This window comes from Thalassobacter sp. HA4-2, assembly GCF_055693705.1.
The window spans coordinates 2,326,699-2,351,221 of the sequence record NZ_JBVFUK010000001.1 but is presented as its reverse complement, the minus strand read 5'-3'; the positions used below and the strand labels follow the sequence as shown (position 1 = coordinate 2,351,221).

Sequence of the window (24,523 nt, the reverse complement as noted above, 5' to 3'; positions counted from 1 at the left end):
ACACTCAACGGGTCTGGTCCCGCTGGGGCGGATCGGCTAGATGTTGGGGCATGCTTGCCACAACACACTACCCGTCCGATGGTGCGGCCACGCCCCTTTTGATCGCCCACGGCCTGTTCGGGTCTGCCCGCAACTGGAACGTCATTGCCACGCGGCTATCCGATCGCGGGCCGCTGGCCACGGTGGATATGCGCAACCACGGTCTAAGTGACTGGAAAGACAGCCATTCCTACGCCGACCTTGCGGCGGATCTGGCCGAGGTTGTGCCCGAGCAGTGGGACGTGGTGGGCCATTCCATGGGGGGCAAGGCCGCCATGATGTTGGCCCTGGCGCAGCCGCAAAAGGTGCGCCGCCTTGTGGTCGCGGACATTGCGCCGGTCACATATAGTCACACGCAGATGCACCTGATCGAGGCGATGCGCGCGCTGGACCTGTCCGGGATCACCCGGCGCAGCGCAGCAGACGCCGCCCTAAGCGCCACCATCCCCGAGGCGGCGGTGCGCGCATTTTTGCTGCAATCTCTGGATGTTACCGGGCAGCGGTGGCGGTTCAACCTGGATGCGCTGGCCGCCAACATGGATCACATTCTGGGCTTTCCAGAGGTCGCGGCGCAGTATGACGGGCCGACTTTGTTCCTGTCGGGTGGGGACAGCGCTTACGTCCTGCCCGAACACCGGGGCCACATCCGCGCCCTGTTCCCGAACGCCCGATTTGCCAAGATACCCGGCGCAAACCATTGGTTACACGCAGAAAAACCGCGTGAGTTCGAGGCCGCCGTGCGGGTTTTCCTGGACGCCTGAAACGCTTACTCCGGTGTGCCGCGCGCCTCGGCCACCATGTCGAGCATCTGTTCAGCGGACACCAACCCCGGCGCAAGCGCGTTGCCGATGACAAAGGCGGGCGTGCCGCTGAACCCAAGTGTCGTGGCCAACTCCATCGAGGTGTCGATGTGGTTTGTCACCGCCTCGTCCCCCATGTCCGCCTGCAATTGTGCAACGTCCAAGCCCACCTCGGCGGCCAGTTGCAACACGCTGGTCTCGTCCAAGCGTCCCCGCTGGGACATCATCGCCATGTGCAGGTCTTCGTATTTGCCCTGTTCCCGGGCGGCGAGGGCCGCGCGGGCCGCGAACACGGACCCTTCGCCCAGGATCGGCCACTCGCGGAACACCACGCGGATGTTGGTGTCCGCCGCCAAAACTTCGGTTACGGTTTCGCCCGCGCGGCGGCAGTAGGGGCAATTATAGTCAAAGAATTCAACGATGGTGACGTCCCCGTCCGGGTTGCCGATGACGGGGGCGTTGGGGTCGTTTTCCAGCAGGTTGCGCTCGTCCGACAGGGCGGCTTCTGCTGCTGCGGCGGCGGCGGCCTCCTCTCTCGCACGGATAATAGCGACGGCCTCCATCACGATGTCGGGGTTTTCGAGGATCGCCTCAAGGGCCAGTTGCTTGATCCGATCATCGGTCAATTCCTGCGCAGCAAGGGCCATGGGCGTCAGGGCCAGGGTGGTGGACAACAGCAGGGGGCGCAGGATGGACATGGGATGCTCCGGTCATAGGGGTTCTCCTATTGAACAGGGTGGGGCATGGCGGGGCAAGGGGAGAATGGGTGCCGCGGTCGCTCACAGTTGCGTGTGTGCGGCGCGGGCGGCCCTTTGCGCGGGCAGGGCGGTGGCGTAGGTATGCGGGATGAAGCGACTCTGTCTGGCGATAATCCTTGTGTGTGCGACGGCTGTGGCCGGGCTTGCGGCCTCCGGCCCGTGGGTGGAGCGGCCGACCTCTGCCGCGCGGATCATCACGGTGCAAGACAGTGTGGCCCCGGGCGCTGCGATCCTGTCGGCGGGCATCCACATCACCCTTGAGGAGGGGTGGAAGACCTATTGGCGCAGCCCCGGCGAGGTCGGCTTGCCGCCCGAAATCTTGTGGGCCGGATCCGAAAACGTGGCGGATGTGGTGTTGGATTACCCCGCACCGACCCGCTTCACCGCCTTCGAGATCGAGAATTTCGGCTATGGCACCGAGGTGGTCTTTCCGCTGTCAGTGCAACTGACCACCCCCGGTGCGCCCGTGCGGCTGGTGGGGGAGGTCACGATCCTTGTCTGCGCCGACGTCTGCATCCCCGAGACCTTTGACCTGTCGCTGAGTGTCCCCATGGGGACAGGGGCCACGGACGCGGGCAACGCGGACCTGATCGCAACGTGGTTGCGCAAGGTGCCCCTGTCGGGCGAACAGGCGGGCATGACAGCGCAGGCCGGTGTCGCGGGCGACATGTTGCAGGTTGCGGTCACGTCAGACACGCCCTTCACCGCGCCTGACATCTTTCCCGAACGGGGCGCGTTGGCCGCCTACGGCAAACCCGACATCCGCCTGTCCGGTGACCGCCTGACCGTCTGGGCCGCGTTCCCGGTGTTGTCGGCGGGCGAGGGCGCCCTGACCCTGACCTTGACGGACGGGGCGCGTGCGGCGACCATGGCGGCCCCCTTGGGCGCGGCCCCTGCGGCCCCCGATGCGCCGGGCCTGTGGCCGATGATCCTGATCGCGCTGCTGGGCGGGCTGATCCTGAACGTGATGCCCTGCGTGTTGCCGGTGTTGTCGATCAAGATGACCGCGGCCCTGTCGGCCGCCGGCCAATCGCGCGGGCAGGTTCGGGCGGGGTTCCTCGCGTCTGCCGCCGGGGTCATGGTGTTCTTCTGGGTTCTGGCGGCGATCATTCTAGCGGTGCAGGCCGGGGGCGGGTCCGTGGGCTGGGGCGTGCAGTTCCAGTCGCCTGTGTTTCTGGGCGTGATGCTGGCGCTGATCCTGCTGTTCGCGGCCAACACCGCTGGCCTGTTCGAAATCACACTGCCCCAAGCCTGGACGACCCGCATGGCGCAGGCCGAGGGGCGGGACGGGGTCGCGGGGGATTTCCTGACCGGGGCCTTTGCCGCCGTTATGGCCACCCCCTGTTCCGCGCCTTTCCTTGGCACCGCCGTGACCTATGCCCTGTCCAGCGGCCCGGGCGAGGTCGTGGCGATCTTCACGGCCCTGGGGGTTGGGCTAGCCACGCCTTACCTTTTGATCGCCGCGCGGCCTGCGTGGATTGCCCGCTTGCCCAAGCCCGGCCCGTGGATGGTCTGGGTCAAGCGGGGGATGGTGGTCGCCTTGCTGGTGACGGCGCTTTGGCTGGCCTCTGTGCTTTGGATCACGGGGGGCTTTGGTCCGTCGCCGTGGCCGGTGTGGCGGCGCTGGCCCTGTCGGTCGTGTTGTGGCGCGGGGCCTCTGTGGCCGTGGCCCCTGTCGCTGCCGCCGCCCTGATCGGCGCGCTAATGGTCGTGCCGCCCGCGCCTTCCGTCGGTGCCAGCAGCACCGATTGGGGCGTGTTCGATGCGGCTGCTATCCCGGTGCGTGTGGGCCGGGGGGAGGTGGTCCTGGTGGACGTCACCGCCGATTGGTGCATCACCTGCATCGCCAACAAACGCCTCGTGCTGGACCGGGGCGAGGTGGCGCAGGCGTTGGACACGGTCACCCTGTTGCAGGCGGATTGGACCCGGCCCGACCCCGCGATCAAGGCGTTCCTGAATTCCAACGGGCGCTACGGTATCCCGTTCAACATCGTCTACGGCCCCGGCGCGCCCCAAGGTATTGTTTTGCCAGAACTTTTGACCCCGGACGCGGTGCTGTCGGCCATCGACGCCGCGCGGGCCCCGGTCCGATAGGTCTAGGCAATCACGGTCATAGGGCGTACCACGTCGCAAGATCGGAGAGCCCATGGCCCAACCCCAAGCAAAATTCCTTGAAGGAAACCTGTTTCGCCACGTCAGCGTCATGAGCCTGACCGCCTCGGTTGGGTTGATGATGGTGTTCATCGTCGATTTCGTGGACATGATCTTTATCGCGATGCTGGGCAAGGCAGAGCTGGCGGCGGCCATCGGATACGCGGGCGCGATCCTGTTTTTCACCACCTCCTTCGGGATTGGCATGGCGATTGCTGCGGGGGCCTTGGTCTCGCGCGCTGTGGGCGGCGGGGACGAGGTCCTGTCACGCCAACGGGCCACCACGGCCCTTGTCTGGGGCGCAGTGTTCGGCGCGATCTTTGCGGGTTTGGTCTGGGTCAACCTGGGGCCCTTGGTCCGGCTGGTGGGGGCCAGCGGCGAGACCGAGGCGCTGGCGGTCGGCTATCTGGCGATCATCGTGCCCAGCTTGCCCCTGTTGATGGTCGGCATGATGGGGGGCGCGATCCTGCGCGCCCACGGGGACGCACGCCGGGCCATGATGGCAACGATCTGGGGCGCGGTGGTCAACGCGGTGCTGGACCCGATCCTGATCTTTGGCCTTGATCTGGAACTGACGGGGGCGGCGTTGGCCTCTGTCGCGGCAAGGATCACCATCGCGCTGGTGGCGATGCAGCCGATCCTGCGCCACTACGGCGGGTTCAAGGTGCCCTATGCCGGGGCCTTCGTGCGCGACGCGCGCCCCCTGTTCGCCATCGCGCTGCCCGCGATCCTGACCCAACTGGCGACCCCAGTGGGGCAGGCGTGGGTCACCCGGTCCATGGCCGCCTTCGGCGAAGAGGCCGTGGCGGGCATGGCCATCGTGGGCCGCCTGACGCCCGTGGCCTTTGGCGTGATCTTTGCCCTGTCCGGGGCTGTGGGGCCGATCATCGGACAGAACTTCGGCGCGCAAAAGTTGGACCGGGTACGCCGCGCCTTTCTGGACGGGCTGCTGTTCACGGCCCTTGTGGTCACGCTTGTGTCCCTGATCCTGTTCCTGACGCGGCCCTATATTGGGGCCTTGTTCGGGGCCCAGGGGGTGACGCTGACGCTGGTGTATCTGTTCTGCGGGCCGCTGGCGTTGGCGTTCTTTTTCAACGGGATGCTGTTTGTCTCGAACGCGGCGTTCAACAATCTGGGGCGTCCGTTCTATTCCACGGGGCTGAATTGGGGCCGCCACACGTTGGGCACCGTGCCCCTTGTGGCCCTCGGCGCCGCGTGGTTCGGCGCGCCGGGGGTGTTGATCGGACAGGCGGTGGGGGGCGTGTTCTTTGGCGGATTGTCCTGTTGGCTGGCCCTGCGGGTCATTGCCCAAGGCGGCGAGGCCCCGCCGCGCGATCCCTTTGCCCGCCAGTCGCGGTTGATGACGCTGCTTCATTTGCGGCGCTGAGCGGGTGGGGGCGCAAGGCGCGGGAGACCCGGCGCCTCTGTCAGCGGTCTGACCCAACGGAGCGGCTGCGCCGCACGCCATTTTTTGAGCGCCCCCTTGCGACCGTGGTGCGACGCGGGGATGCCGTTAAGTCATGGGAACGGCCTCAGGGGTTCTTTTCACTGCCCGCCGCCTGACGTATATGGGTCCTAGATCAGGTCCGGACCACGGGCCACAACAGACAAAGGAACGGGGACATGGGCGAGACCAAACACGACAACGACGTTGCCTTCATCAAGGCGCTGGCTGCGGTGCTGCAGGACAATGACCTGATGGAATTGCAGGTCAAACGGTCCTACGGCGAGGATGACAGTCTGAACGTCTGGGTTTCGCGGCAGGTGAATGGCACGGTTGTGGCCGGTGCTGCCCCAGCAGCCGTCCCAGTGGCAGCGCCTGCGCCAGTTGCCGCCGCCTCTGCGCCCGCCGCTGTCCCCACGGGGACAAGTGATCCCGCGCAAGACCCCGGTGCCGTGACCTCGCCCATGGTGGGCACGGCCTATCTGGCCGCCGAACCCGGTGCCGCCAACTTTGTCAGCGTGGGTGATACGGTCAGCGAAGGGCAGACCCTGCTGATCATCGAAGCGATGAAGACCATGAACCAGATCCCAAGCCCCCGTGCGGGCAAGGTGAAACGCATCTTGGTGGAAGACGCCAGCGCGGTGGAGTTCGGTGCCCCTCTGATCATTTTGGAGTAGGCCTGATGTTCAAGAAAATTCTGATTGCGAACCGGGGCGAGATTGCCCTGCGTGTCATTCGGGCTGCGCGCGAAATGGGCGTGGCCACGGTGGCGGTCCATTCCACGGCCGACGCGGATGCCATGCATGTGCGCATGGCGGACGAATCGATCTGCATCGGGCCTGCGTCCAGCACGGACAGCTACCTTTCGATCCCTGCCATCATCTCTGCCTGCGAGATCACGGGGGCCGAGGCGATCCACCCGGGCTACGGCTTTTTGTCCGAGAACCAGCAGTTCGTGCAGATCATCGAGGATCACGGCCTGACCTTCATTGGCCCCACGGCGGAACACATCCGGGTGATGGGCGACAAGATCACCGCCAAGGACACGATGAAAGACCTCGGGGTGCCTTGCGTTCCCGGCTCTGCCGGGGGTGCCCGATTACGAGACCGCGCAGAAAGTCTGCGAAGAGGTCGGCTATCCGGTGATCATCAAGGCCACCGCCGGGGGCGGCGGGCGCGGCATGAAGCTGGCCAAGGATGCGTCAGAGTTGGAGACCGCGTTCCGCACCGCCCGCGCCGAGGGCAAGGCGGCCTTTGGCAATGACGAGGTCTATATCGAACGCTACCTCGGCCGCCCTCGCCACATCGAAGTGCAGGTGTTCGGGGACGGCAAAGGCGGCGCCGTGCATCTGGGGGAACGAGATTGTTCCCTGCAACGGCGTCACCAAAAGGTGTTCGAAGAGGCGCCCGGCCCCTGCATCACGCCCGAGATGCGCGCCCAGATCGGCAAGACCTGTGCCGATGCTGTGGCCAAGATCAACTACGCGGGCGCGGGCACCATCGAGTTCCTGTATGAGGATGGCGAGTTCTTCTTCATCGAGATGAACACCCGTCTACAGGTGGAACACCCCGTGACCGAGGCGATTTTTGGCGTGGATCTTGTGCGCGAACAAATCCGCGTGGCCGCCGGCCTGCCCATGTCGTTCACGCAGGACGATCTGATCATTAACGGCCATTCCATAGAGGTGCGTCTGAACGCCGAAAAGCTGCCGAACTTCAGCCCCTGTCCCGGGCGGATCACTCAGTACCACGCCCCCGGCGGTCTTGGCGTGCGGATGGACAGCGCGCTGTATGATGGTTATTCCATTCCGCCCTACTACGACAGCCTGATCGGCAAGCTGATCGTGCACGGCCGCGACCGGCCCGAGGCGCTGGCCCGTTTGAAGCGCGCGCTTGGGGAGCTGATCATCGACGGTGTGGACACGACCGTGCCCCTGTTCCATGCCTTGCTGGAGGAACCGGCGGTGCTGTCCGGGGACTACACCATCCACTGGCTGGAACAGTGGTTGGAAACCAATCTTCAGTAAACGAGCGGCCCGAGCTTAAGGTTCGGGCCACGGTCACGTCACGTCACAGCGCGCCAAGGGCCTTGCCCAGTCGTGGCAGGCTGGCGCGTTTCAGAAACGCACGCAGGGGGATGTCCTGTCCTGCAATGGCCTGCGCGGTGGCATGGGTTGCGATGACGGCCTGCTCGACCGGGTCCGCGTCCCTAAGCCACAGGTCCATCAGAAAAGCGTCCGGGTTTTGCGGCAGCACCCCGTGGATGCGGCACTCGCCCTTGGGAAAGTCCCGTAGGTTGTGCGTGATCAGCCGATCCACCCCGTGATCCAGAGCGGCGGCCAGCACGTGAATATCGTTCAGGTCGGGCAGGTGCAGGCGCGCCTCAGTGCCCGGGTTTGCGGCACGGCTGGCGGTTGGAAAGCGCACAGGCAACAGGGCGATGTCGGCCCGCGCCTCGCTCTCGATCCCATTGCGGGCGGCGGCGCGGGCCCATTCCTCTAGGATGCGCGGGGACCAATAGGGGCGGTAGGCGCCGGTCTGTGCCACGGCCAGCAGGATTTCCCGCAGGACCGTGGGGTACAGAACACAGGCGTCCAACAGCGCCTTCATGGGCAGTGGAACACCAGCGATTTCAGATAGCCCGACTCGGCCAACAGGGGATGGGTCGGGTGATCTGCCCCGGCAAAGCCCGTATGGACCAGCGGTCCCGGACGCCCCGCACGACCCATGCCGCGGATGGATGCCGCGCGGAAGCGGCCCAAGTCCGCCGCGTGAGAGCAGGAGCAGAGCACGAGGAACCCGCCCGGCTTGACCAAAGGCACCGCCAGCCGCGCCACCCGTTCATAGGCGCGCAGACCTTGGGTCATAGCGGTCTTGGAGGGGGCAAAGGCCGGGGGATCCGCGACGACCAGATCAAAGGTTGCACCCTCGGCGGCGAGGGCTTCCATGGTTTTGAAAGCATCGCCTTGGCGTGCGCTAAAGGCCTCTGCACGGCCCATGGCGGCGGCCCCTTGTGCGGCTAGGTCCAAGGCAGGGGCCGATCCGTCCACAGCGGTCGTATGGCGCGCCCCTGCGGCCAGTGCCGCAAGGCCGAAGCCACCCACGTGGCTGAACACGTCCAACACAGTGCCTCCGCGCGCCAAGGGGGCGGCAAAGGCGTGATTCGGGCGCTGGTCGTAGAACAGGCCGGTCTTCTGGCCGCCCTTCAGGTCCGCGATATAGATCGCACCGTTCATGGGCACCTGCACCGTGTCGGGTGGCGTGCCCAGCAGGGGGGCAGAGACGTCGTCCAATCCCTCTTGCGTGCGGGCCCGGCCTTGGGCGTTCTTCCAGACATGGGCGCAGCCCGTGACCTCGGTGGCGATGCGGGCAATCTGGTCCGCGCGGATGTCGGACCAGGCGGCGTTGGGTTGCAGGACCAGCGTGTCGCCAAAGCGGTCGATGATGACACCGGGCAGGCCGTCCGCCTCGGCATGGATCAATCGGTAGAAGGGGGCATCAAAGAGCGTCTCGCGCAAGGCCAGCGCGCGGGTCAGGCGGGTGCGCAGCCAGTCGTCGTCGATTGTGGCGGTGCTGTCCTGGTCCAGAACGCGGGCGGCGATGCGGCTGGCGGGGTTGGCGGCCGCAAGGCCTAGAGGTTCGCGGTTTGCATCTTGCAGCGCGACAATCGTGCCGGGCGCGATGGCTTTGGACCGGCGGTCCAGAACCAGATCATCGGAGTACACCCAAGGGTGGCCATGGCGCAGGCGCTTGGCATCCGCTTTGGGTTTCAGGCGGAGGGGGAGGGTCGTTTCATCCATGACCCCCGGTAGCAGGCCGGGGGCCAATGGGAAAGGCGCTTAGTGCGCTGTCGTGCCCTTGGGCGCCGCGGTGAACAGCGAGTTGATCCGGGCAGACAGTTTGGCAAAGGCGTTGCGCAGGGCTTCGGCGCGCAGGCGGCGGGCTTCGTTTTCGATGGCGGTGACGTCGATATGTTGCATGGTCAGTCCTCTGGGTTGATGACTGATATGTGGGGCATGGCGCGACGCTGAACCACCGCCAAGAGTGCAATGCCGCGTTGCAGCAATTGCAACCCTTGGGAGCGTTAACACCTACGGCGTATGAAGGACTTAGCCCAAGTCGTGGATACCAGTCGCGACCGATTTGGCCGAGGCCATCATCCAGCTTTGCTCTGACGCCACAAAAAACACATTGAACCCGTGTCGGATCCATTGGGCGGCGGTTTCGGGGTTTGGGACCCATGTGACAAAGGCCTTGCCGTTGGCCTGGCACGCCGCGCCCACAGATTTCATCGCCGCGGCAAGGTCAGGGTTGTCCAGGCTGGTGTGCCCATAGCAGACAGTCAGATCGGCAGGACCGATGAACAACCCGTCAATGCCCTCGACGGCGGCAATGTCCATGGCGGCCTCCACGCCCTCTGGCTCTTCGATCTGGGCCAGCACGATAGTCTCGGACGCCGACTTTTCCAGCAGCGCCGGCATGTTGGAGCGGGTGTAGTCGGCCCAACGGGTGGACCCGGCATAGCCGCGCCCGCCGTGGCCAAACCGCGCGGCCTTGGCGATGGCTTGCGCCTTCTCGACGCTGTCCACGTGGGGCACGACGATGCCCGTGGCCCCCATGTCCATGACGTTCAGAATGTCCGAGGCGCTGCCCGAGGGCACGCGGACCATCAACGGTGTGCCCTGCGCGCGCGCTACGGCCATGCAGGCGTCCGTGGCGGCGCGGTCATAGGGGGCGTGTTCCGCGTCAAGGCACAAAAAATCCAGCCCGGTGTCGCGCATGATTTCGATCACGGTGTGGTTCGGTGTTTTTAGAAATGTGCCAGCCAGTACGTCGCCGTTCAGCATTCTGGCACGCAGGCCCGTTGGGTGTGTCATGGTGTATCCTCCCGTTACACCGGGGACATTAGGGACCGGTTGCACATAAGAAAAGGGCCGCCCCGAGGGACGGCCCTTTTGCACGACTTCGACAGTGTTACTCTTGCGAGCCCATGAACATCAGCAGGAACTGGAACATGTTCAGGAAGCTGATGTAGAGCGACAAGGCTCCGTCGATAGCAGCTTTCTCAAGCCAGTCTTGGTCGCCGTGCGCGGCATGGGCCACGTAGGTGTTCTTGATGTCTTGCGTGTAGAACGCTGTCAGACCGGCAAAGATCAGGATGCCGATGGCCGAGATGGCGAACATCATAGCAGGTGACTGCAGGAAGATGTTGATGACCATAGCGACCAGCAGGCCGATCACGCCCATCATCAAGAACGTGCCCATGCCGGACAGGTCTTTCTTGGTGGTGTAGCCGTACAGGGACAGCCCTGCAAAGGCGATGGCCGTCACAAGGAAGGTCTGTACGATCGACACGCTGGTGTAGACCAGAAAGATCGAGGACATGGACAGGCCCATGGCCGCCGCAAAGGCGAAGAAGCCCAAGCTGACAGTCGCTGCCGACCCACGACGCATCAAGGCACCCCAGCCGAACAGGATGAAGGCCAACGGTGCGAACATGATCACCCAACGCAGGGGCGTGGTGTAGATCACCTCGCCCAGACCGGTCAGATACTGACCCTCGCGCAGGGCAACGGTCGCCCCGGTCGGATCAGACGTGACTGCCAGACCCGCGATAGCCCAAGCGGCGGCCGCTGTGATCAGCATGCCACCGGACATGGTGCTGTAGACTTTGTTCATGTGGGCGCGCAGGCCCTGATCGATTTCGGCGGCGCGGGCCCCTGAGATGCCGACCTGCCGCAGCTGTTCGTATTGTGCCATGGAATCCTCCAAGCGTTAATGTTTGGGCCGCGAACGGAATACCCCCGCCGCGATTGTTAGGAATATCGTCACGACGGGGGCATATTTCAAGCACGCAAAGCCATTCAATGAGGCCAATTGCGATTGATTTTTTCTATCACGAATGTGGGATTATCCACGCCATGTGTTGGGGATATCCCAAAATGGCTTGTTTTGCTCGGCATCGGCGTCGCGGGCGGAAATCCCAACGTCTGCAAGCATGCGGGCGTCAAGGGTTGCAAGGGCGCGCCGTTGACGCGCGACCGCTACGGCTTTGCTCAGAAAGCCAAGCAGGTTGACTTGGCGACGGGGGGTGATGTGGATGGAGGAGGTGGTGAGCATGGCCATGGGATAATCCTTCGCGTTTTGTGAACTGTTGTTCCCTTTTGATCTTCGATGTTGATGTATATGGACCCTTGCAGTACATTTTTAAAACGAATGATTTTGAAATGAGACATCAGGAATTGTGATATGCCGCGAAACTTGGATCTGACAGCCCTGCGGGCCTTTGCGGTTGTTGCCGAAACAGGCGGCGTGACCCGCGCCGCAGGGGTGCTGAACCTGACCCAATCGGCGGTCTCAATGCAGCTCAAACGTCTGGAGGTGTCGTTGGATGTGGCCCTGTTGGACCGATCTGGCCGTGGGATCGCCCTGACCGCAGAAGGAGAGCAGTTGTTGTCCTACGCCCGCCGCATGTTGGCCCTGAACGACGAGGCGATCGAAAAGCTGACCGCTCAGGAATACGAGGGCGAGATCCGCTTGGGCGTGCCCCATGACATCGTCCCGCGCGCTATTCCGCTGGTGTTGCGGGCGTTTAACGCCGAATTTCCTCGCATGCGGGTCGAGTTGACAACCACCTGGACGTTGAACCTGTTGGACCTTGTGGAAGAGGGCGCTTGCGATCTGATCTTGACCACGGAGCAGGGGCGGGGGCGGCGCGGCGAAACCCTTGTCACGGTGCCCATCACCTGGGTGGGGGCCCCGGACGGGACCGCGTGGCGGCAACGCCCGATCCCGCTGGCGTTCGAAGAGCAGTGCGTCTTCAAGCCCCAAGCGGTCGAGGCGCTGGACGCGGCGGGTATCCCTTGGGTGAACACCCTGAACACCCAGTCCTTGCGCGCGGTCGAGGCTGTGTTGGCCGCTGATCTTGCCGTGCACGCCCTGTTGCTGGGCACGGCGCCCGAGGGCGTGGCCCCGATTGCCCACGGTGGCGTATTGCCCCACTTGGGCGATTACAACATCAACATGTATTACCGACGCGGGGCCGAGGGGGCGGCGGTGGATCACCTTGCCTACCTTCTGCGTCAAATCTACCCCGAGGTTATGGGATCATCCGCACGACAATCTTCCCGGTAGCGCGCCGTGACCTGAGCAGATCCAACGCGTTCAGCGTGTCGTCGAAGGGCAGGACGTGGCTGATATGGGGTTTGATCTGCCCGGCCTCGTACATCTTGAACAACGCGGACATGCTGTCGGTCACGATGCCGGGCTTGGATTTCAGGTAGCCGCCCCAATAAAGCCCATGCACCGAGACATTCTTGACCAGCAGATGGTTTGCCTTGATCTGGGGCACCGTGCCGCTGGCAAAGCCGATCAACAGGATACGGCCGTCGGGGTTCGTGGCCCGCAGGGCGGCGGTGAAGTGATCCCCGCCTACGGCGTCAAAGACCACATCGGCCCCGCCCAAGGCTTTGACGGTCTGCCGAATATCCTCTTGCGCGCTGTCGATCAGGTGATGTGCGCCGGCGGCTTTGGCCACGGCCAGCTTGTCCTGCCCCCGCGCACAGGCGATGACGCGGGCACCCATGGCCGCCCCAAGCTCGACCGCCGTCAAGCCAACACCCCCCGCAGCGCCAAGAACCAGCAGAGTTTCCCCGGCGCGGATGTGCGTGGTGTGGGTCAGGGCCACATGGCTGGTGCCATAGGCGATCTGAAACCCGGCGGCGATGTCAAAGGGCATGGCCTCTGGTAGGGGCACAGCCCGATCCGCAGGAAACACGCCGTATTCCGCAAGGCCTCCGTGCCCCCCGAACACCGCGACGCGGGTGCCCGGGGCGGGGCCGTCCGTATCCGGGCCAAGGGCGTCGACAGTGCCTGCGACCTCCATCCCGGGGCTGAAGGGGGTCGGGGGCGTGTCTTGATAGCTGCCCTTCAACATCAAGAGGTCCGCAAAGTTTAACCCACACGCATGGATGCGTACCTTGATCTGTCCCGGACCGGGGACCGTGGAGGCAACCGTTTGTAATGCAAGAGCGGCATCGGGGGCGGATTGAACAAAGGCACGCATGGGGTGACGTGACACCGCCAAGGCCGCTTATGCAAGGGGTGAGTCGCAGGGCACACAGGTGCGGTTGGGACGCACGGGCGGGGGCCGCGTTGTCCCATATCCGGCCTGAAACACGCCAAACTCTGCCTTAACGCCGCTTTTGATGCATTTTGTCTAGGTAAGGCCGGCGGAACTGGTGTATCGTCGACATGCTGAACCAGGGCACTGCGCCTTTTGAGGAAAATAGATGAAACACCCCGTGGATGCCCATGTTGGCAAGCGTATTCGCCATCGCCGTTGGATGGTGGGCATGACGCAGCAGCAGCTGGCCGAAAAGGTTGGGATCAAATTCCAGCAGATCCAGAAGTACGAGACGGGCATGAACCGTGTCAGCGCCTCTCGTCTGTGGGACATAGCAGACGTGATGTCCGTACCCGTCAGTTACTTCTTTGACGGACTTGATGAAGAGAAAGCCGAGACGCCCAAAGGTCAGGCTGATCTTTTTGCGGAGAAGGAAGCCTTGGAGCTGGTGCGCACCTATTACGCAATTCCCGAAAACCAGCGCCGCCGATTGTTTGAACTGGCGCGAGTGCTGAGCGAAAGCGCAGCCTAGCGCTTTGCCTTGACCGATGCCTGTACGCCTGCCACCTGTTTCGGGCGGGGTAATGGGACAGGGTATCATGGATCAAGAACTGATGGGCAGTCTGCAAGGCGCGGCACACGCAATGGCCGATGCTGCACGCAAGGAAACCTTGCGGCATTTTCGATCCGTTGGATTGTCTTCTGACAACAAGGACGCCGGTGGCTTTGACCCTGTCACCATTGCAGACCGAAACGCCGAAGCCGCGATGCGGGCGGTTCTTTCACAGCTGCGCCCGGATGATGCCATTTTGGGCGAAGAGCATGGCAGCGTACCGGGCACCTCTGGCCTGACATGGGTTCTGGACCCCATCGACGGCACGCGCGGCTATATCAGCGGGACGCCCACATGGGGGTCCTGATTGGGCTGCAGGACGCGACCGGGCCGATCTATGGCATCATTGATCAACCCTATATCGGCGAACGGTTCGAGGCGGGTTTGGGTGTGGCCACCTGCACCGGGCCCCAGGGGACGCAAGCGCTGGCGACCCGGGGCACCCGATCCCTTGCAGAGGCGACGATCTTCACCACATTCCCCGAAGTGGGTGCCCAAGCCGAGCGTGCGGCGTTCGACGCCGTTGCCCGCCAGTGTCGGCTGACCCGATACGGCATGGATTGCTATGCCTATGCGCTGCTGGCCGCCGGGCAAATTGATCTGGTGATCGAGGCCGGGTTGCACCCCTACGACATCAGCGCGCCGATTGCCGTGGTCCAAGGGGCGGGGGGCATTGTGACCGATTGGACCGGTGGTCCGGCGCACGGGGGCGGGCGGGCCTTGGCCGCCGCCAATCCCGAAATCCATGCCGCCGCGCTAAAGGTGCTGTCCGATGCGCTCTGACACGCTGATTAAAGGGGCCTACGTTCTGTCCATGAACGACGCCGGGGCCGAAGGGCTGATGGACCTGCGGCTTTCCGGAGGCGTGATCACCGAGATTGGCGCGGACCTTGCCGTGAACGGGGCGGAGGTGGTCCTTGCAGACGGCTGCCTTGTGACCCCCGGCCTCGTGAACACGCACCATCACCTGTATCAAACTCTGACCCGCGCTGTGCCCGGGGCACAGGACGCGCTGCTGTTCGGGTGGCTGCAACGGCTCTACCCGATCTGGGCGCGGTTCGGCCCCGAAGAGATGTTTGTCTCTGCCCAAGTCGGGCTTGCTGAGCTGGCGTTGTCGGGCTGCACGATGACCTCTGACCATCTGTACCTCTACCCCAATGGGGCACGGTTGGATGACACGATTGATGCGGCGCGCACGGTTGGCCTGCGGTTCCACCCCACGCGCGGGGCCATGTCCATCGGGCAAAGCGCGGGGGCCTTCCCCCGGATACCCTGGTAGAGGATGAGGCCGCGATCCTGAACGATTGCATACGGGTGATTGACGCCCACCACGACGCCAGCCCCCAGTCCATGGTGCGTGTTGGCGTCGCCCCATGCTCGCCGTTCTCGGTCAGTCGTGAGTTGATGCGTGACGCCGCGATCCTGGCGCGCGACAAAGGTGTCATGCTGCACACGCACCTCGCCGAAAACGACGAGGATGTGGCCTATTCCCAAGATCAGTTTGGCTGTCGCCCCGGTCAATACGCCGAGGATCTGGGCTGGACCGGGAATGACGTTTGGCACGCCCACTGTGTGAAACTGGATGTCGGAGAGATTGACCTGTTCGCGCGCAGCCGCACCGGCGTGGCCCATTGCCCCTGTTCCAATTGCCGCCTTGGATCCGGGATCGCGCCCCTGCGGGCGATGGTGGATGCGGGCGTGCCTGTGGGCCTTGGCGTGGACGGGTCCGCCAGCAATGACGTGGGCAATCTGGTGTCCGAGGCGCGGCAGGCCATGTTGTTGCAGCGGGTCGCCTATGGCGCGGATGCCATGTCTGCGCGCGCTGCTTTGCGCGTGGCCACCCGCGGCGGGGCAGAGGTGCTAGGCCGGGGCGATCACCTTGGACAGATCACCAAGGGCTTTCGCGCGGACCTAGCGATTTGGGACATGGGCGGGCTCCAATCTGCCGGCAGTTGGGATCCGGCTGCGCTGTTACTGGCGGGCCCGACGCAGGTCCGCGACCTGTTTGTCGAAGGGGCGCGCGTGGTGGCCGACGGGCGGATCACGACATTTGATGTCGGTCACGCGATCCGCCGCCAGAACACGCTGGCCACGCGCCTAGCTGTCGGCGTGTAACTCTGGCATTTGTGATTTCAGGACAAAGCGCAGACGGTCAATGCAATGCTGCACCTCGGGCCGATCGGCTTGGGACCGTACCCGCCAGATACACTTTTGCAATTGGCGGTCCGATTGAATGGGCAAGACCCGACATCTTTCGATCCGACCAAGCCTGCGCCATAACCGTCGGGGCAGGACGACGCAGGCATCCGTATTCTCTAACAAGGATCGGATTGTTGTCATGTCGCCTTGGATGCGCGCCACCGGGCGGACGGCTTGGCCCGCGTACTGGGACACGAACCGCAAATCCCCGTCCTGACTGGCTGGGCTGTCGTCTTGGCTGACCCAACGGGCTTCAAGGACTGTGCTGGGCGTGACATCGGCATTGGGATCGGCCAAGGCTGAATACCGTCCCGCGATAGCAATTTCCTCGTCTTGAAGGAAGGGCAAGGCCTCCAGCCCTTCGTTGGCGGTGCGCACACCCGACCGGGAAATGGCTAAATCGACGTCCCCTTGGGCCAACTGCTGCATGATCGAGGCCGACGTGCCGACAGTTAAGGCCACCGAATATGGCCAGTCTTCCTTCAGGGATAGGGCCAAAAAGTCGCGCCCCACCAGAAACGACAACGATGGGGTCATCGCCAAATTGATTTCATCCGTCAAACCAGCGTGCCAAAGTTTGACCATTTCGAACGTCACATCCATCTCGGCGGCGATCACGCGCCCCCGCTCTGCCAGGACTTCGCCGAGTTGTGTCGGCACCACACCATAGCGTTCACGCCTTAAAACAGGGGCGCCGGCGCGATCTTCAATCTGCTTGATCGTGCGCGTCAGGGTCGGCTGGGTCAGGTTCAGGCGGTTCGCGGCCCGCGACAGAGAGCCCAGTTCAACCACCGCCGCCAAGTGTACCAAAGATTTGGGGTCCATCAGATATACACTTTCTTTCAGGCAGATTTATATTTTCGAAATTTATTCATTCGCTGTTGTTTGGCAAGACATGTTTGTCGCGATCATCGTTCGGTTCAGCAAATCAAGGATGATGACGGCGACTGGGAGGCTTCGATCCAAGCTTCCTCCGACATTGTCGGACTGAGGGGTGGCGCGTCCAGGCGGCCACCCCTCGCTGCAAAGACAAGCGCCGAAGCAGAGTCGTGTATGGGGGCTCTGATACTGGCGCTTTAGCTTTGCGTGACAAAAGTCGTGTTGGGTATCGGAGAGGGGTCCGATACGTGCCGCGAGAGCTAGAAAAGGATGCACTTGGGAGGGTGCATCCTTTTTTTGTTTCAGTGGTTGTCGCGCGGCAGGCTTTTTTGCGCGATGCCACGATAAGCGTCCGCCCCGCGCAAGGTCATGCCATGGGACAGGGGTTCAACCTTTTCGCGGAAGATTTCCTGCCATGGTGTCTGGCTTTCGGGGGTGTGGGGACGCTCTGGCAGGGCAGCGCGGCGCGCTTCAAGCTCCGCGTCATCGACCAGCATGTTCGCGCTGCATTTGCCCAGATCAATGCGCAGACGGTCCCCGGTTTGCACCAAGGCCAGTCCTCCACCTGCCGCAGCCTCGGGCGAGGCGTTGAGGATCGAGGGGCTGCCACTGGTCCCCGATTGCCGCCCGTCGCCAAGGCAGGGCAGGGCATGGATGCCCTTTTTCAACAGATAGGCCGGGGGCCGCATGTTCACGACCTCTGCCGCGCCGGGATAGCCGATGGGACCCGCCCCGCGCATGATCAGGATACAGTGTTCGTCGATGCCAAGGCTTTCGTCGTCTATGCGGTGGTGGAAATCTTCGGGCCCGTCAAACACAATCGCCCGCCCTTCGAAGGCCATGGGATCGTCGGGGTTTTCCAGATACCGCTGGCGGAACTCTGGGCTGATCACGCTGGTTTTCATGATGGCGCTGTCGAACAGGTTGCCTGACAGGTTCAAGAAGCCTGCCTCCGCGGTCATGGGCGCGTCCATAGGCCAGATCACGTCTGGATTGCTGGTCACGACGGCCTCGCAATTGGCGCCAATAGACTGGCCGTTGACGGTTTGCGCGTCCGGGTGGGGCAGGCGGCCGGCCCGGATCAGCTCTCCCACAACTGCAGGCACGCCACCTGCGCGGTGGTAATCCTCGCCCAAATACTTGCCAGCGGGTTGCAGGTTCACCAGCAGGGGCACGTCGTGGCCCAAAGCTTGCCAGTCGTCATTGGACAATTCGACGCCAACGTGGCGCGCGATGGCGTTCAGGTGGATCGGCGCATTGGTGGACCCGCCAATGGCAGAGTTCACGACGACCGCATTTTCGAACGCCGCGCGGGTCATGATGTCGGACGGTTTCATATCCTCCCACACCATGTCGACGATCCGGCGGCCCGTCTCGTAGGCAATCTGGCCGCGCTCTCTGTAGGGGGCGGGAATGGCGGCGGACCCAGGCAGTTGCATCCCCAACGCCTCGGCCAGCGAATTCATTGTGGTGGCCGTGCCCATGGTGTTGCAATAGCCCACAGACGGCGCGCTGGAGGCCGCCATTTCCATGAACCCTTCGGCGTTGATCTTGCCTTCTGCCAGCAATTCCCGCGCTTTCCAGACAACCGTGCCGGAGCCCGCGCGCTCCCCCTCGTGCCAGCCGTTCAGCATGGGACCCACGGACAGGGCGATGGCGGGGATATTGACCGTGGCCGCCGCCATCAAAAGCGCGGGCGTGGTCTTGTCACAGCCAATTGTCAGGACAACCCCGTCCAGCGGATAGCCATAGAGCGACTCGACGAGCGACAGATACGCAAGGTTGCGATCCAAGCTGGCCGTGGGCCGTTTCCCGGTTTCTTGGATGGGGTGCACAGGGACTTCGATCACGGTGCCACCGGCGGCGATCACCCCGTCTCGGACCCGTTTGGCCAGCTCGATATGGTGACGGTTACACGGGCTTAGGTCGCTACCGGTTTGGGCGATGGCGATGATGGGCTTGCCCGACTGCAGCTCTTCCCGGGTCATGCCGTAGTTGAGGTAGCGTTCTAGGTAGAGCGCTGTCATCTCTGGGTTGTCGGGGTTGTTGAACCATTTCTGGCTGCGCAATTCGCGTTTTGTCATGAGTGTCTCCCTACTGCTGCGCTGATATCACGGGCGAGGCCGCTGCCCCAAGCCCTTACGCTACCTTTTTTATTACCAATGGGCCGGTGATCGCGCGGGCTTCGCGGAACGTCGCGTCGCACAGGCCGTCAGGCGCGGATTGCGGGTTTGCAAATCTCGGGCTGCGGCCCACTTTAAAGGCACAAATGAGACTGGCCGGAGGCGCTGCAATGAGATTGACCGTGAACGGAACCGACCACGACGTGGATGTACCCGGCGACATGCCCCTGTTGTGGGTGCTGAGGGATGCGTTGAACATCACGGGCGTCAAATACGGATGTGGCGTCGCGGCCTGCGGGGCCTGCACCGTACATCTGGACGGGGTTGCCGTGCGGTCGTGCCAAGTGCCGGTATCCGATGTGGCTGGCGCCGCCGTCACCACGATCGAAGGGCTGGGCCAGCCGGGTGCCCTGCATGCACTGCAGGCCGCGTGGATCGAACATCAGGTGGCACAATGCGGCTACTGCCAAGGGGGCCAGATCATGCAAGCGGCGGACCTGCTGGCCACCACGCCCGACCCGACCCCGGATGATATCGACGCCGCCATGGACGGCAATCTATGCCGCTGTGGGACCTACCCGGCGATCCGGGCGGCGATCCAGACAGCCGCAAAAACCCTGGCGGAGGGATAGGCCATGGGTATCGCAAAAATCGCACGTCGCACGTTTCTGGTCGGCTCGGCGGCTGTGGTCGGGGGCGTAGCCTTCGGGGTCTATGCCTACAACCGCGACCCCGCCAACCCGCTGATCCAAGGCTTGGAGCCGGGGCAGGCGGCGCTGACCCCGTACGTGCGGATCGACGCGGATGGCGTGACCCTGATCACCCCGCGCGCGGACAAGGGGCAGGGGGCGTATCACGTGCAGGCCCTGCTGATCGCAGAGGAGTTGGACGTGGATCTGGACGCCATTCGCGTCGACCCCGGCCCGCCGTCCCCCGCCTACTACAACACCGCCATCGCGGCCGAGGGCGCACCGTTCCCGATCACCGACGACAGCCGGATTGCCGAAGCGACCCGCACGGTCATGGACGCGATGATGAAGTTCATGGGCCTGCAAATCACCGGCGGATCTACCACTGTTGCGGATGGCTGGGACAAGTTGCGTGCAGCAGGGGCCAGTGCCCGCGAGACCTTGAAGCAGGCCGCGGCCGAGCAGTTGGGCGTGGACCGCGCTGACCTGCGGACCGAGGCCGGGGCAGTGATCGCGCCGGGCGGCGTGCGGCTGACATATCAATCCTTAGCACAGCGGGCCGCCGCGCTGACCCCGATCACGGATGTGGCCCTGCGCGCGCCGGACCAGTGGCGCTATATCGGCAAACCCACCCGCAACATTCAGGCCGTTGCGAAATCCACGGGCACCCAAAGCTACGGCATCGACATGGTTCTGCCCAGTATGGTGCACGCGGCGGTCAAGTTGAACCCGGCCCAAGGGGGCGGCATCGTCCGCTACGATGACAGCGCCGCTCTGGCAATCCCGGGGGTGTCGCAGGTCGTGCCCGTGCAAGGCGGCGTGGCGGTCGTGGCGGACAACACATGGACGGCTTTCAAGGGGGCGGAGGCCGTGGTGGCCGAATGGGCCCCCGTATCCATGCCCGACACCATGGCAGGCCACTGGGCTGCGCTCGAGGCCAGCTTTGACACCGCCCCCGACAGCCGCAAGCGGGACGACGGGGACGTGGATGCGGCCCTTACTGCGCCGCTGACCGCTGAATACCGCATGCCCTATGTGGCCCACCAACCGCTGGAACCAGTGAACGCCACCGTTCTTGTGGGTGACGGGCGCGTGGACGTCTGGACCGGCACACAGATCCCGCGCTTTGTACAATCCACCGTGGCGGATATGGCAAACATCCCGGCAGAGGATGTGCATATTCACGTCCTGCCCATGGGCGGCAGCTTTGGCCACAGGCTGGAGGATCTGGTGGTGCGCCAAGCGGTGCAAGTCGCCTTGGCCCTGCCTGGCACACCCGTCAAACTGACCTACAAGCGCGAAGAGGATTTCGCCCAAGACACCCCACGCCAGATCAGTATGGCGCGTCTGCGGGGGCAGGTAGGGCCGAACGGGATCACAGCGCTGGATGCCAGCGTCGCCATGCCATCGGTGATCGCCAGCCAGATGGGGCGGCAGGGGCTGTCGTTGCCCGGACCGGATCAGATCATCGTCACCGGGCTGTGGGAACAGCCCTACGCCGTGCCGCATTTTCGCGTGACGGGCCACCGCGCGCCGGAACTGGCGGGGATCAGCAGTTGGCGAGCCGTTGGGGCCACGACCAACGCCTTTGCGCTGGAAACCTTTTTGGACGAACTGTGCGTCGAGGGGGGCCTTGACCCCGTGGCCGAACGTCTGCGCCTGTTGTCCCATACCCCCTCTCGCGATGTGCTGGAGGCGGTGGCAGAGATGGCCAATTGGACCGGTCCCAATCCCGCTCCGGGTGTGGGACGTGGCGTGGCCTTCAGCTTGTCTTTTGGTGTGCCTTGCGCAGAAATTGTCGAGGTACGGCAAACCGATAGAAGCCTGCGCATCACGGACGTCTGGGCAGCAGCCAACGTGGGCCGCGTGGTGGATCCGGTGGGGTTCGAGGGGCAGGTCTCCGGCGGTGTGATCTGGGGACTGGGACATGCCATGACCAGTGAAATCACTTATGAGGGCGGAGCCGCGCAACAGCAGAACTACTGGGATCATCCGGGGCTGCGCCATGCCCAAGCGCCGCGCATCCATGTGCGCGGGCTGGAAACTCTGGGTCACGTGCGTGGGATCGGAGAGCCGCCCGTCCCCCCCGCCGCCCCCGCCCTCGGCAACGCGATCTATGCGGCCACAGGGGTGCGCCTGCGGGAAATGCCCTTCGCAAGGTCGGTCGATTTCGCCTGACTTGGCGGGGCGCAGAACGCGCCCTGTCTTTTCCAACACAAGGTGCGTTTTTCGTCTGGACACCCTGTGCCCCTTGTCCTAGTTAGCCGCTACCCAGAGGATACGTCCTCACCCGTGCCCGGGTAGCTCAGGGGTAGAGCAGTGGATTGAAAATCCTCGTGTCGGTGGTTCGATTCCGCCCCCGGGCACCATTTAAACTTAATGAAAACAAAAGATTGCGACGTTCGTGTGATAGCGTATCGTTGGCTTGGTTTGCTGTGGGTATCATTGGGGTAGCGTTTCGTATGCCGATTTCCGTTGATGCTAGGCGATGCGCCATCCGCTCAGGCTCGTTGTCTGTTCGCGATGGCCAGTAGCGCGCAGAAACGATGGCTTGAAGTGTGATAATCTGCATGCGGTACCCGACAAGGCACCCTTTCCAGTTGAAAACGTCTGCTGTGCATGGGACTAATCCAAGAATTGAAAGCTCACCGAGGCAACATCCGTGCAGCAAATAGAAGTTAAGGTTGAAAACGATCATATTCAGCGGATTACCACCGCAAAACCGCTTGCCGCCATTTCAGAACTCATTTGGAATGCCTATGATGCCGATGCGCGCGAAGTATATGTTGAACTCGAAGAGGGCCAACTTAACAAGCTAGGCTTAATCCGAATTGTCGATGACGGGACGGGAATTCCTGCAAACGAAGTAGAAACGTTCTTCCAGTCGCTAGGCGGCTCTTGGAAAAAACGCGCGGTCAAGACCAGTAGTGGCCGATCGATCCACGGTGAAAAGGGTCAGGGCCGCTTCAAAGCATTTGCTCTCGGTGAGCGAGTGACTTGGATATCGCACAATGCGGGAAAGAAATTCTCGATTAGCGGCGACAAGTCGAACTTAAAACGGTTCTCGATTTCCGAAACTGTACCAGCAACAAACTTAGGCTGCACTGTCGAGATTGAAAATGTTGTTCGCGATTTTGAGATTTGGACCGAAGACGGTTTCGCGGAACAGGTGCGCGACGTATTCGCTCTTCAACTTTATGAAGACCCCAATTTTTGTATCATTTACGACGGTGTGCATATCGACGCACGAGAAGCCATCAGGGCTGTAACGCCTTATGAGGTAACCGCGATGACCGAAGACGGTCACGAATACACAGCGACATTGGAAATCATCGAATGGAAGAGAAAAGTTGAACGGAAACTGATGCTTTGTCTTCCCGGCCGCTTTAGTTTCAACGAAATTGCTCCCGGCATTCATGCGCGAGGTTTCGACTTCACCGCTTATTTGACTGCCGATCATTTCCAATCACTCGCAGACGACAACACCGAAGGATTGGTTGAACTTGACCCGCCGTCAATGGCAATCGTGGAGGCTTCGAAGGCGAAGTTGCGTCAGCACTTCCGCGAACGGGAAGCAGAGCGCTCCCGTGGCAAGATTCACGAATGGAAAGAGGCGAAAATCTATCCTTACGAAGGTAAGGCTTCTGATCTCATCGAGATGAATGAACGACAGGTGTTTGATGTCGTCGCTCTGAATCTGGCAGACTACAGCCCTGATTTCGAGAAAGCCCCATCGAAACAGCAGAAGTTGATCCTTCAGCTCGTCAAAGCAGCCATTGAGTCCGGTCCCGGCGCACTGCCAGCTATTCTCGAAAGTGTCGTTGATCTTCCAAAGGCCAAGCAAGAGGAACTGGCTGAGCTTCTCCGGAAAACTTCGCTGACTTCCATCATCAATGCCGCAAAGAGTGTAACAGATCGCCTCGAGTTTTTGCGCGCCCTGCAAATTCTGGTGTTTGAGCCGAACTCCAAACGCCAATTGCTCGAACGCTCCCAACTTCACCGTATCATTGCCCAAGAAACATGGATTTTTGGTGAGCAATTCAATCTATTGAACGATGACGAAGACTTGTCGGCTGTTCTGCGCAGCCATATCAAGTTGCTGGGAAGCGACAACGACGATGGCACCGCCCGAGATTCGATAGCGCCGAGGGAGCCTGTCTTAGACGCAAACGGAAAAGCTGCTATCGTTGACCTGATGCTATCCTGCCGAGTTCCGACGGCGACGGACGAAGAACGCAAACATCTCGTTGTCGAACTGAAACGGCCGAGCCAGAGCCTCAACGAAGATGTGATCAACCAGATCAAGAAATACGCCAAGTCTGTCGCACTCGATGATCGATTTAAACACTCAAGTGTCGAATGGGACTTTGTAGCTGTTGCTAATCGTTTCACTAACGACGCCGAGCTTGAAGCGCGACAATCTGGTAAGCCGCGCGGCTTGGTGCTCGAGCTTGATGACCCAATCAAAATTCGCGTCTGGGCAAAGACCTGGGGTGAAATCATCCAAGAAGCCGAAGGACGGCTGACATTCTACAAACGCCGCCTTGAGTATCAGGCTAATGACAAAGAATCGCTTCGATACTTGCGCACAATTAACGTCGATTATCTCAGCGACGAAGTCAAAGAGCGAATTTCCGAACTAGACGCAGAAGAAGTTGCCGCTGAATAGTTTTGTTGGAAACTCCGCAAATTTATTTCGTCTC

Annotated in this window: 20 protein-coding genes, 1 tRNA gene and 3 pseudogenes; 14 read left to right on the top strand and 10 right to left on the bottom strand. The window is 62.6% G+C overall.

Annotated elements, in window-relative coordinates:
• The first annotated feature begins 50 nt into the window (after positions 1–50).
• The gene (locus ACZ1G0_RS11705; RefSeq protein ID WP_472737102.1) at positions 51–800 is read left to right on the top strand and encodes an alpha/beta fold hydrolase; all 750 of its coding nucleotides are present in this window, start codon (positions 51–53) and stop codon (positions 798–800) included.
• A gap of 5 nt (positions 801–805) precedes the next feature.
• On the opposite strand, the gene ACZ1G0_RS11700 is transcribed toward ACZ1G0_RS11705, so the two are convergent.
• The gene (locus ACZ1G0_RS11700) at positions 806–1,537 is read right to left on the bottom strand and encodes a DsbA family protein (protein WP_472737101.1); all 732 of its coding nucleotides are present in this window, start codon (positions 1,535–1,537) and stop codon (positions 806–808) included.
• A 148-nt stretch (positions 1,538–1,685) separates the two neighbouring features.
• Here ACZ1G0_RS11700 and ACZ1G0_RS11695 point away from each other — a divergent pair, with 148 nt between their 5' ends.
• From ACZ1G0_RS11695 to accC, 5 genes and pseudogenes are all read left to right on the top strand, one after another.
• Positions 1,686–3,290: a cytochrome c biogenesis protein CcdA gene (locus tag ACZ1G0_RS11695; RefSeq protein ID WP_472737100.1), complete on the top strand. Its 1,605-nt coding sequence runs from the start codon at positions 1,686–1,688 to the stop codon at positions 3,288–3,290.
• Complete coding sequence (locus tag ACZ1G0_RS11690) at positions 3,203–3,691, top strand: thioredoxin family protein (protein WP_472737099.1); 489 nt, start codon at positions 3,203–3,205, stop codon at positions 3,689–3,691. Before ACZ1G0_RS11695 ends, ACZ1G0_RS11690 begins: the two co-directional genes overlap by 88 nt.
• Before the next feature lie 52 nt (positions 3,692–3,743).
• Positions 3,744–5,135 carry an MATE family efflux transporter gene (locus tag ACZ1G0_RS11685; RefSeq protein ID WP_472737098.1) on the top strand — a complete coding sequence of 464 codons (1,392 nt, stop codon included), beginning with the start codon at positions 3,744–3,746 and terminating at the stop codon, positions 5,133–5,135.
• Positions 5,136–5,371: 236 nt separating this feature from the next.
• Positions 5,372–5,869: an acetyl-CoA carboxylase biotin carboxyl carrier protein gene (gene accB, locus ACZ1G0_RS11680; RefSeq protein ID WP_472737097.1), complete on the top strand. Its 498-nt coding sequence runs from the start codon at positions 5,372–5,374 to the stop codon at positions 5,867–5,869.
• Between the two features lie 5 nt (positions 5,870–5,874).
• Positions 5,875–7,219: pseudogene (accC, locus tag ACZ1G0_RS11675) on the top strand (acetyl-CoA carboxylase biotin carboxylase subunit).
• 43 nt (positions 7,220–7,262) lie between these two features.
• On the opposite strand, the gene ACZ1G0_RS11670 reads toward accC, so the two are convergent.
• The 6 genes from ACZ1G0_RS11670 to ACZ1G0_RS11645 all read right to left on the bottom strand — a co-directional run bounded on the left by ACZ1G0_RS11670 (position 7,263) and on the right by ACZ1G0_RS11645 (position 11,318).
• Entirely contained in the window at positions 7,263–7,802 is a 540-nt protein-coding gene (locus tag ACZ1G0_RS11670) for an RSP_2648 family PIN domain-containing protein (RefSeq protein WP_472737096.1), read from the bottom strand.
• Entirely contained in the window at positions 7,799–8,992 is a 1,194-nt protein-coding gene (locus tag ACZ1G0_RS11665; RefSeq protein ID WP_472737095.1) for an RSP_2647 family RNA methyltransferase, read from the bottom strand. Before ACZ1G0_RS11665 ends, ACZ1G0_RS11670 begins: the two co-directional genes overlap by 4 nt.
• Positions 8,993–9,031: 39 nt before the next feature.
• The gene (locus ACZ1G0_RS11660; RefSeq protein ID WP_472737094.1) at positions 9,032–9,172 is read right to left on the bottom strand and encodes an RSP_7527 family protein; all 141 of its coding nucleotides are present in this window, start codon (positions 9,170–9,172) and stop codon (positions 9,032–9,034) included.
• 129 nt (positions 9,173–9,301) lie between these two features.
• On the bottom strand, positions 9,302–10,069 hold the full coding sequence (locus ACZ1G0_RS11655) for an HpcH/HpaI aldolase family protein (protein WP_472737093.1): 768 nt from the start codon (positions 10,067–10,069) through the stop codon (positions 9,302–9,304).
• Between the two features lie 97 nt (positions 10,070–10,166).
• Positions 10,167–10,952: a Bax inhibitor-1/YccA family protein gene (locus ACZ1G0_RS11650; RefSeq protein WP_472737092.1), complete on the bottom strand. Its 786-nt coding sequence runs from the start codon at positions 10,950–10,952 to the stop codon at positions 10,167–10,169.
• 150 nt (positions 10,953–11,102) lie between these two features.
• A complete protein-coding gene (locus tag ACZ1G0_RS11645) occupies positions 11,103–11,318 on the bottom strand; it encodes a DUF1127 domain-containing protein (protein WP_472737091.1) in 216 nt (71 codons plus the stop codon).
• A gap of 123 nt (positions 11,319–11,441) precedes the next feature.
• Here ACZ1G0_RS11645 and ACZ1G0_RS11640 point away from each other — a divergent pair, with 123 nt between their 5' ends.
• Positions 11,442–12,326 (top strand): LysR family transcriptional regulator, encoded by an 885-nt coding sequence (locus ACZ1G0_RS11640; protein WP_472737090.1) that lies wholly within the window; start codon positions 11,442–11,444, stop codon positions 12,324–12,326.
• On the opposite strand, the gene ACZ1G0_RS11635 is transcribed toward ACZ1G0_RS11640, so the two are convergent.
• Positions 12,292–13,257 (bottom strand): NADPH:quinone oxidoreductase family protein, encoded by a 966-nt coding sequence (locus tag ACZ1G0_RS11635; RefSeq protein WP_472737089.1) that lies wholly within the window; start codon positions 13,255–13,257, stop codon positions 12,292–12,294. The two genes, ACZ1G0_RS11640 and ACZ1G0_RS11635, sit on opposite strands and share 35 nt — an antisense overlap.
• 226 nt (positions 13,258–13,483) lie before the next feature.
• Here ACZ1G0_RS11635 and ACZ1G0_RS11630 point away from each other — a divergent pair, with 226 nt between their 5' ends.
• From ACZ1G0_RS11630 to ACZ1G0_RS11620, 3 genes and pseudogenes are all read left to right on the top strand, one after another.
• The gene (locus tag ACZ1G0_RS11630; protein ID WP_472737088.1) at positions 13,484–13,849 is read left to right on the top strand and encodes a helix-turn-helix domain-containing protein; all 366 of its coding nucleotides are present in this window, start codon (positions 13,484–13,486) and stop codon (positions 13,847–13,849) included.
• A 67-nt stretch (positions 13,850–13,916) separates the two neighbouring features.
• Positions 13,917–14,713, top strand: a pseudogene (gene hisN, locus ACZ1G0_RS11625) (histidinol-phosphatase).
• Positions 14,703–16,045 (top strand): annotated as a pseudogene (locus ACZ1G0_RS11620) (8-oxoguanine deaminase). Before hisN ends, ACZ1G0_RS11620 begins: the two co-directional pseudogenes overlap by 11 nt.
• On the opposite strand, the gene ACZ1G0_RS11615 reads toward ACZ1G0_RS11620, so the two are convergent.
• Both ACZ1G0_RS11615 and ACZ1G0_RS11610 read right to left on the bottom strand, forming a co-directional pair.
• Entirely contained in the window at positions 16,028–16,954 is a 927-nt protein-coding gene (locus tag ACZ1G0_RS11615) for a LysR family transcriptional regulator (protein ID WP_472737087.1), read from the bottom strand. The pseudogene ACZ1G0_RS11620 and the gene ACZ1G0_RS11615 sit on opposite strands and share 18 nt — an antisense overlap.
• A gap of 356 nt (positions 16,955–17,310) precedes the next feature.
• Positions 17,311–19,092, bottom strand: coding sequence for an IlvD/Edd family dehydratase (locus ACZ1G0_RS11610; protein ID WP_472737086.1), 1,782 nt, complete (start codon positions 19,090–19,092; stop codon positions 17,311–17,313).
• 209 nt (positions 19,093–19,301) lie between these two features.
• Between ACZ1G0_RS11610 and ACZ1G0_RS11605 the strand changes: the two genes are divergently transcribed.
• The 4 genes from ACZ1G0_RS11605 (at position 19,302) to ACZ1G0_RS11590 (ending at position 24,489) form a co-directional block, all read left to right on the top strand.
• Positions 19,302–19,763 (top strand): (2Fe-2S)-binding protein, encoded by a 462-nt coding sequence (locus tag ACZ1G0_RS11605; RefSeq protein ID WP_472737085.1) that lies wholly within the window; start codon positions 19,302–19,304, stop codon positions 19,761–19,763.
• Between the two features lie 3 nt (positions 19,764–19,766).
• The gene (locus ACZ1G0_RS11600) at positions 19,767–21,998 is read left to right on the top strand and encodes a xanthine dehydrogenase family protein molybdopterin-binding subunit (protein WP_472737084.1); all 2,232 of its coding nucleotides are present in this window, start codon (positions 19,767–19,769) and stop codon (positions 21,996–21,998) included.
• A 116-nt stretch (positions 21,999–22,114) separates the two neighbouring features.
• A tRNA-Phe gene (locus tag ACZ1G0_RS11595) sits at positions 22,115–22,189 on the top strand.
• Positions 22,190–22,482: 293 nt separating this feature from the next.
• Positions 22,483–24,489, top strand: a complete 2,007-nt coding sequence (locus tag ACZ1G0_RS11590) for an ATP-binding protein (protein ID WP_472737083.1) — start codon at positions 22,483–22,485, stop codon at positions 24,487–24,489.
• Positions 24,490–24,523 lie beyond the last annotated feature (34 nt).

Bases quoted from the DNA above. Each gene is read 5' to 3' on its own strand.
- ACZ1G0_RS11700 (WP_472737101.1), bottom strand. From the start codon at position 1,537: ATGTCCATCCTGCGCCCCCTGCTGTTGTCCACCACCCTGGCCCTGACG.
- accB (WP_472737097.1), top strand. From the start codon at position 5,372: ATGGGCGAGACCAAACACGACAACGACGTTGCCTTCATCAAGGCGCTG.
- ACZ1G0_RS11640 (WP_472737090.1), top strand. From the start codon at position 11,442: ATGCCGCGAAACTTGGATCTGACAGCCCTGCGGGCCTTTGCGGTTGTT.
- ACZ1G0_RS11610 (WP_472737086.1), bottom strand. From the start codon at position 19,092: ATGACAAAACGCGAATTGCGCAGCCAGAAATGGTTCAACAACCCCGAC.
- ACZ1G0_RS11670 (WP_472737096.1), bottom strand. From the start codon at position 7,802: ATGAAGGCGCTGTTGGACGCCTGTGTTCTGTACCCCACGGTCCTGCGG.
- ACZ1G0_RS11615 (WP_472737087.1), bottom strand. From the start codon at position 16,954: ATGGACCCCAAATCTTTGGTACACTTGGCGGCGGTGGTTGAACTGGGC.
- ACZ1G0_RS11685 (WP_472737098.1), top strand. From the start codon at position 3,744: ATGGCCCAACCCCAAGCAAAATTCCTTGAAGGAAACCTGTTTCGCCAC.
- ACZ1G0_RS11705 (WP_472737102.1), top strand. From the start codon at position 51: ATGCTTGCCACAACACACTACCCGTCCGATGGTGCGGCCACGCCCCTT.
- ACZ1G0_RS11600 (WP_472737084.1), top strand. From the start codon at position 19,767: ATGGGTATCGCAAAAATCGCACGTCGCACGTTTCTGGTCGGCTCGGCG.
- ACZ1G0_RS11665 (WP_472737095.1), bottom strand. From the start codon at position 8,992: ATGGATGAAACGACCCTCCCCCTCCGCCTGAAACCCAAAGCGGATGCC.
- ACZ1G0_RS11635 (WP_472737089.1), bottom strand. From the start codon at position 13,257: ATGCGTGCCTTTGTTCAATCCGCCCCCGATGCCGCTCTTGCATTACAA.
- ACZ1G0_RS11695 (WP_472737100.1), top strand. From the start codon at position 1,686: ATGAAGCGACTCTGTCTGGCGATAATCCTTGTGTGTGCGACGGCTGTG.
- ACZ1G0_RS11660 (WP_472737094.1), bottom strand. From the start codon at position 9,172: ATGCAACATATCGACGTCACCGCCATCGAAAACGAAGCCCGCCGCCTG.
- ACZ1G0_RS11630 (WP_472737088.1), top strand. From the start codon at position 13,484: ATGAAACACCCCGTGGATGCCCATGTTGGCAAGCGTATTCGCCATCGC.
- ACZ1G0_RS11645 (WP_472737091.1), bottom strand. From the start codon at position 11,318: ATGGCCATGCTCACCACCTCCTCCATCCACATCACCCCCCGTCGCCAA.
- ACZ1G0_RS11650 (WP_472737092.1), bottom strand. From the start codon at position 10,952: ATGGCACAATACGAACAGCTGCGGCAGGTCGGCATCTCAGGGGCCCGC.
- ACZ1G0_RS11655 (WP_472737093.1), bottom strand. From the start codon at position 10,069: ATGACACACCCAACGGGCCTGCGTGCCAGAATGCTGAACGGCGACGTA.
- ACZ1G0_RS11605 (WP_472737085.1), top strand. From the start codon at position 19,302: ATGAGATTGACCGTGAACGGAACCGACCACGACGTGGATGTACCCGGC.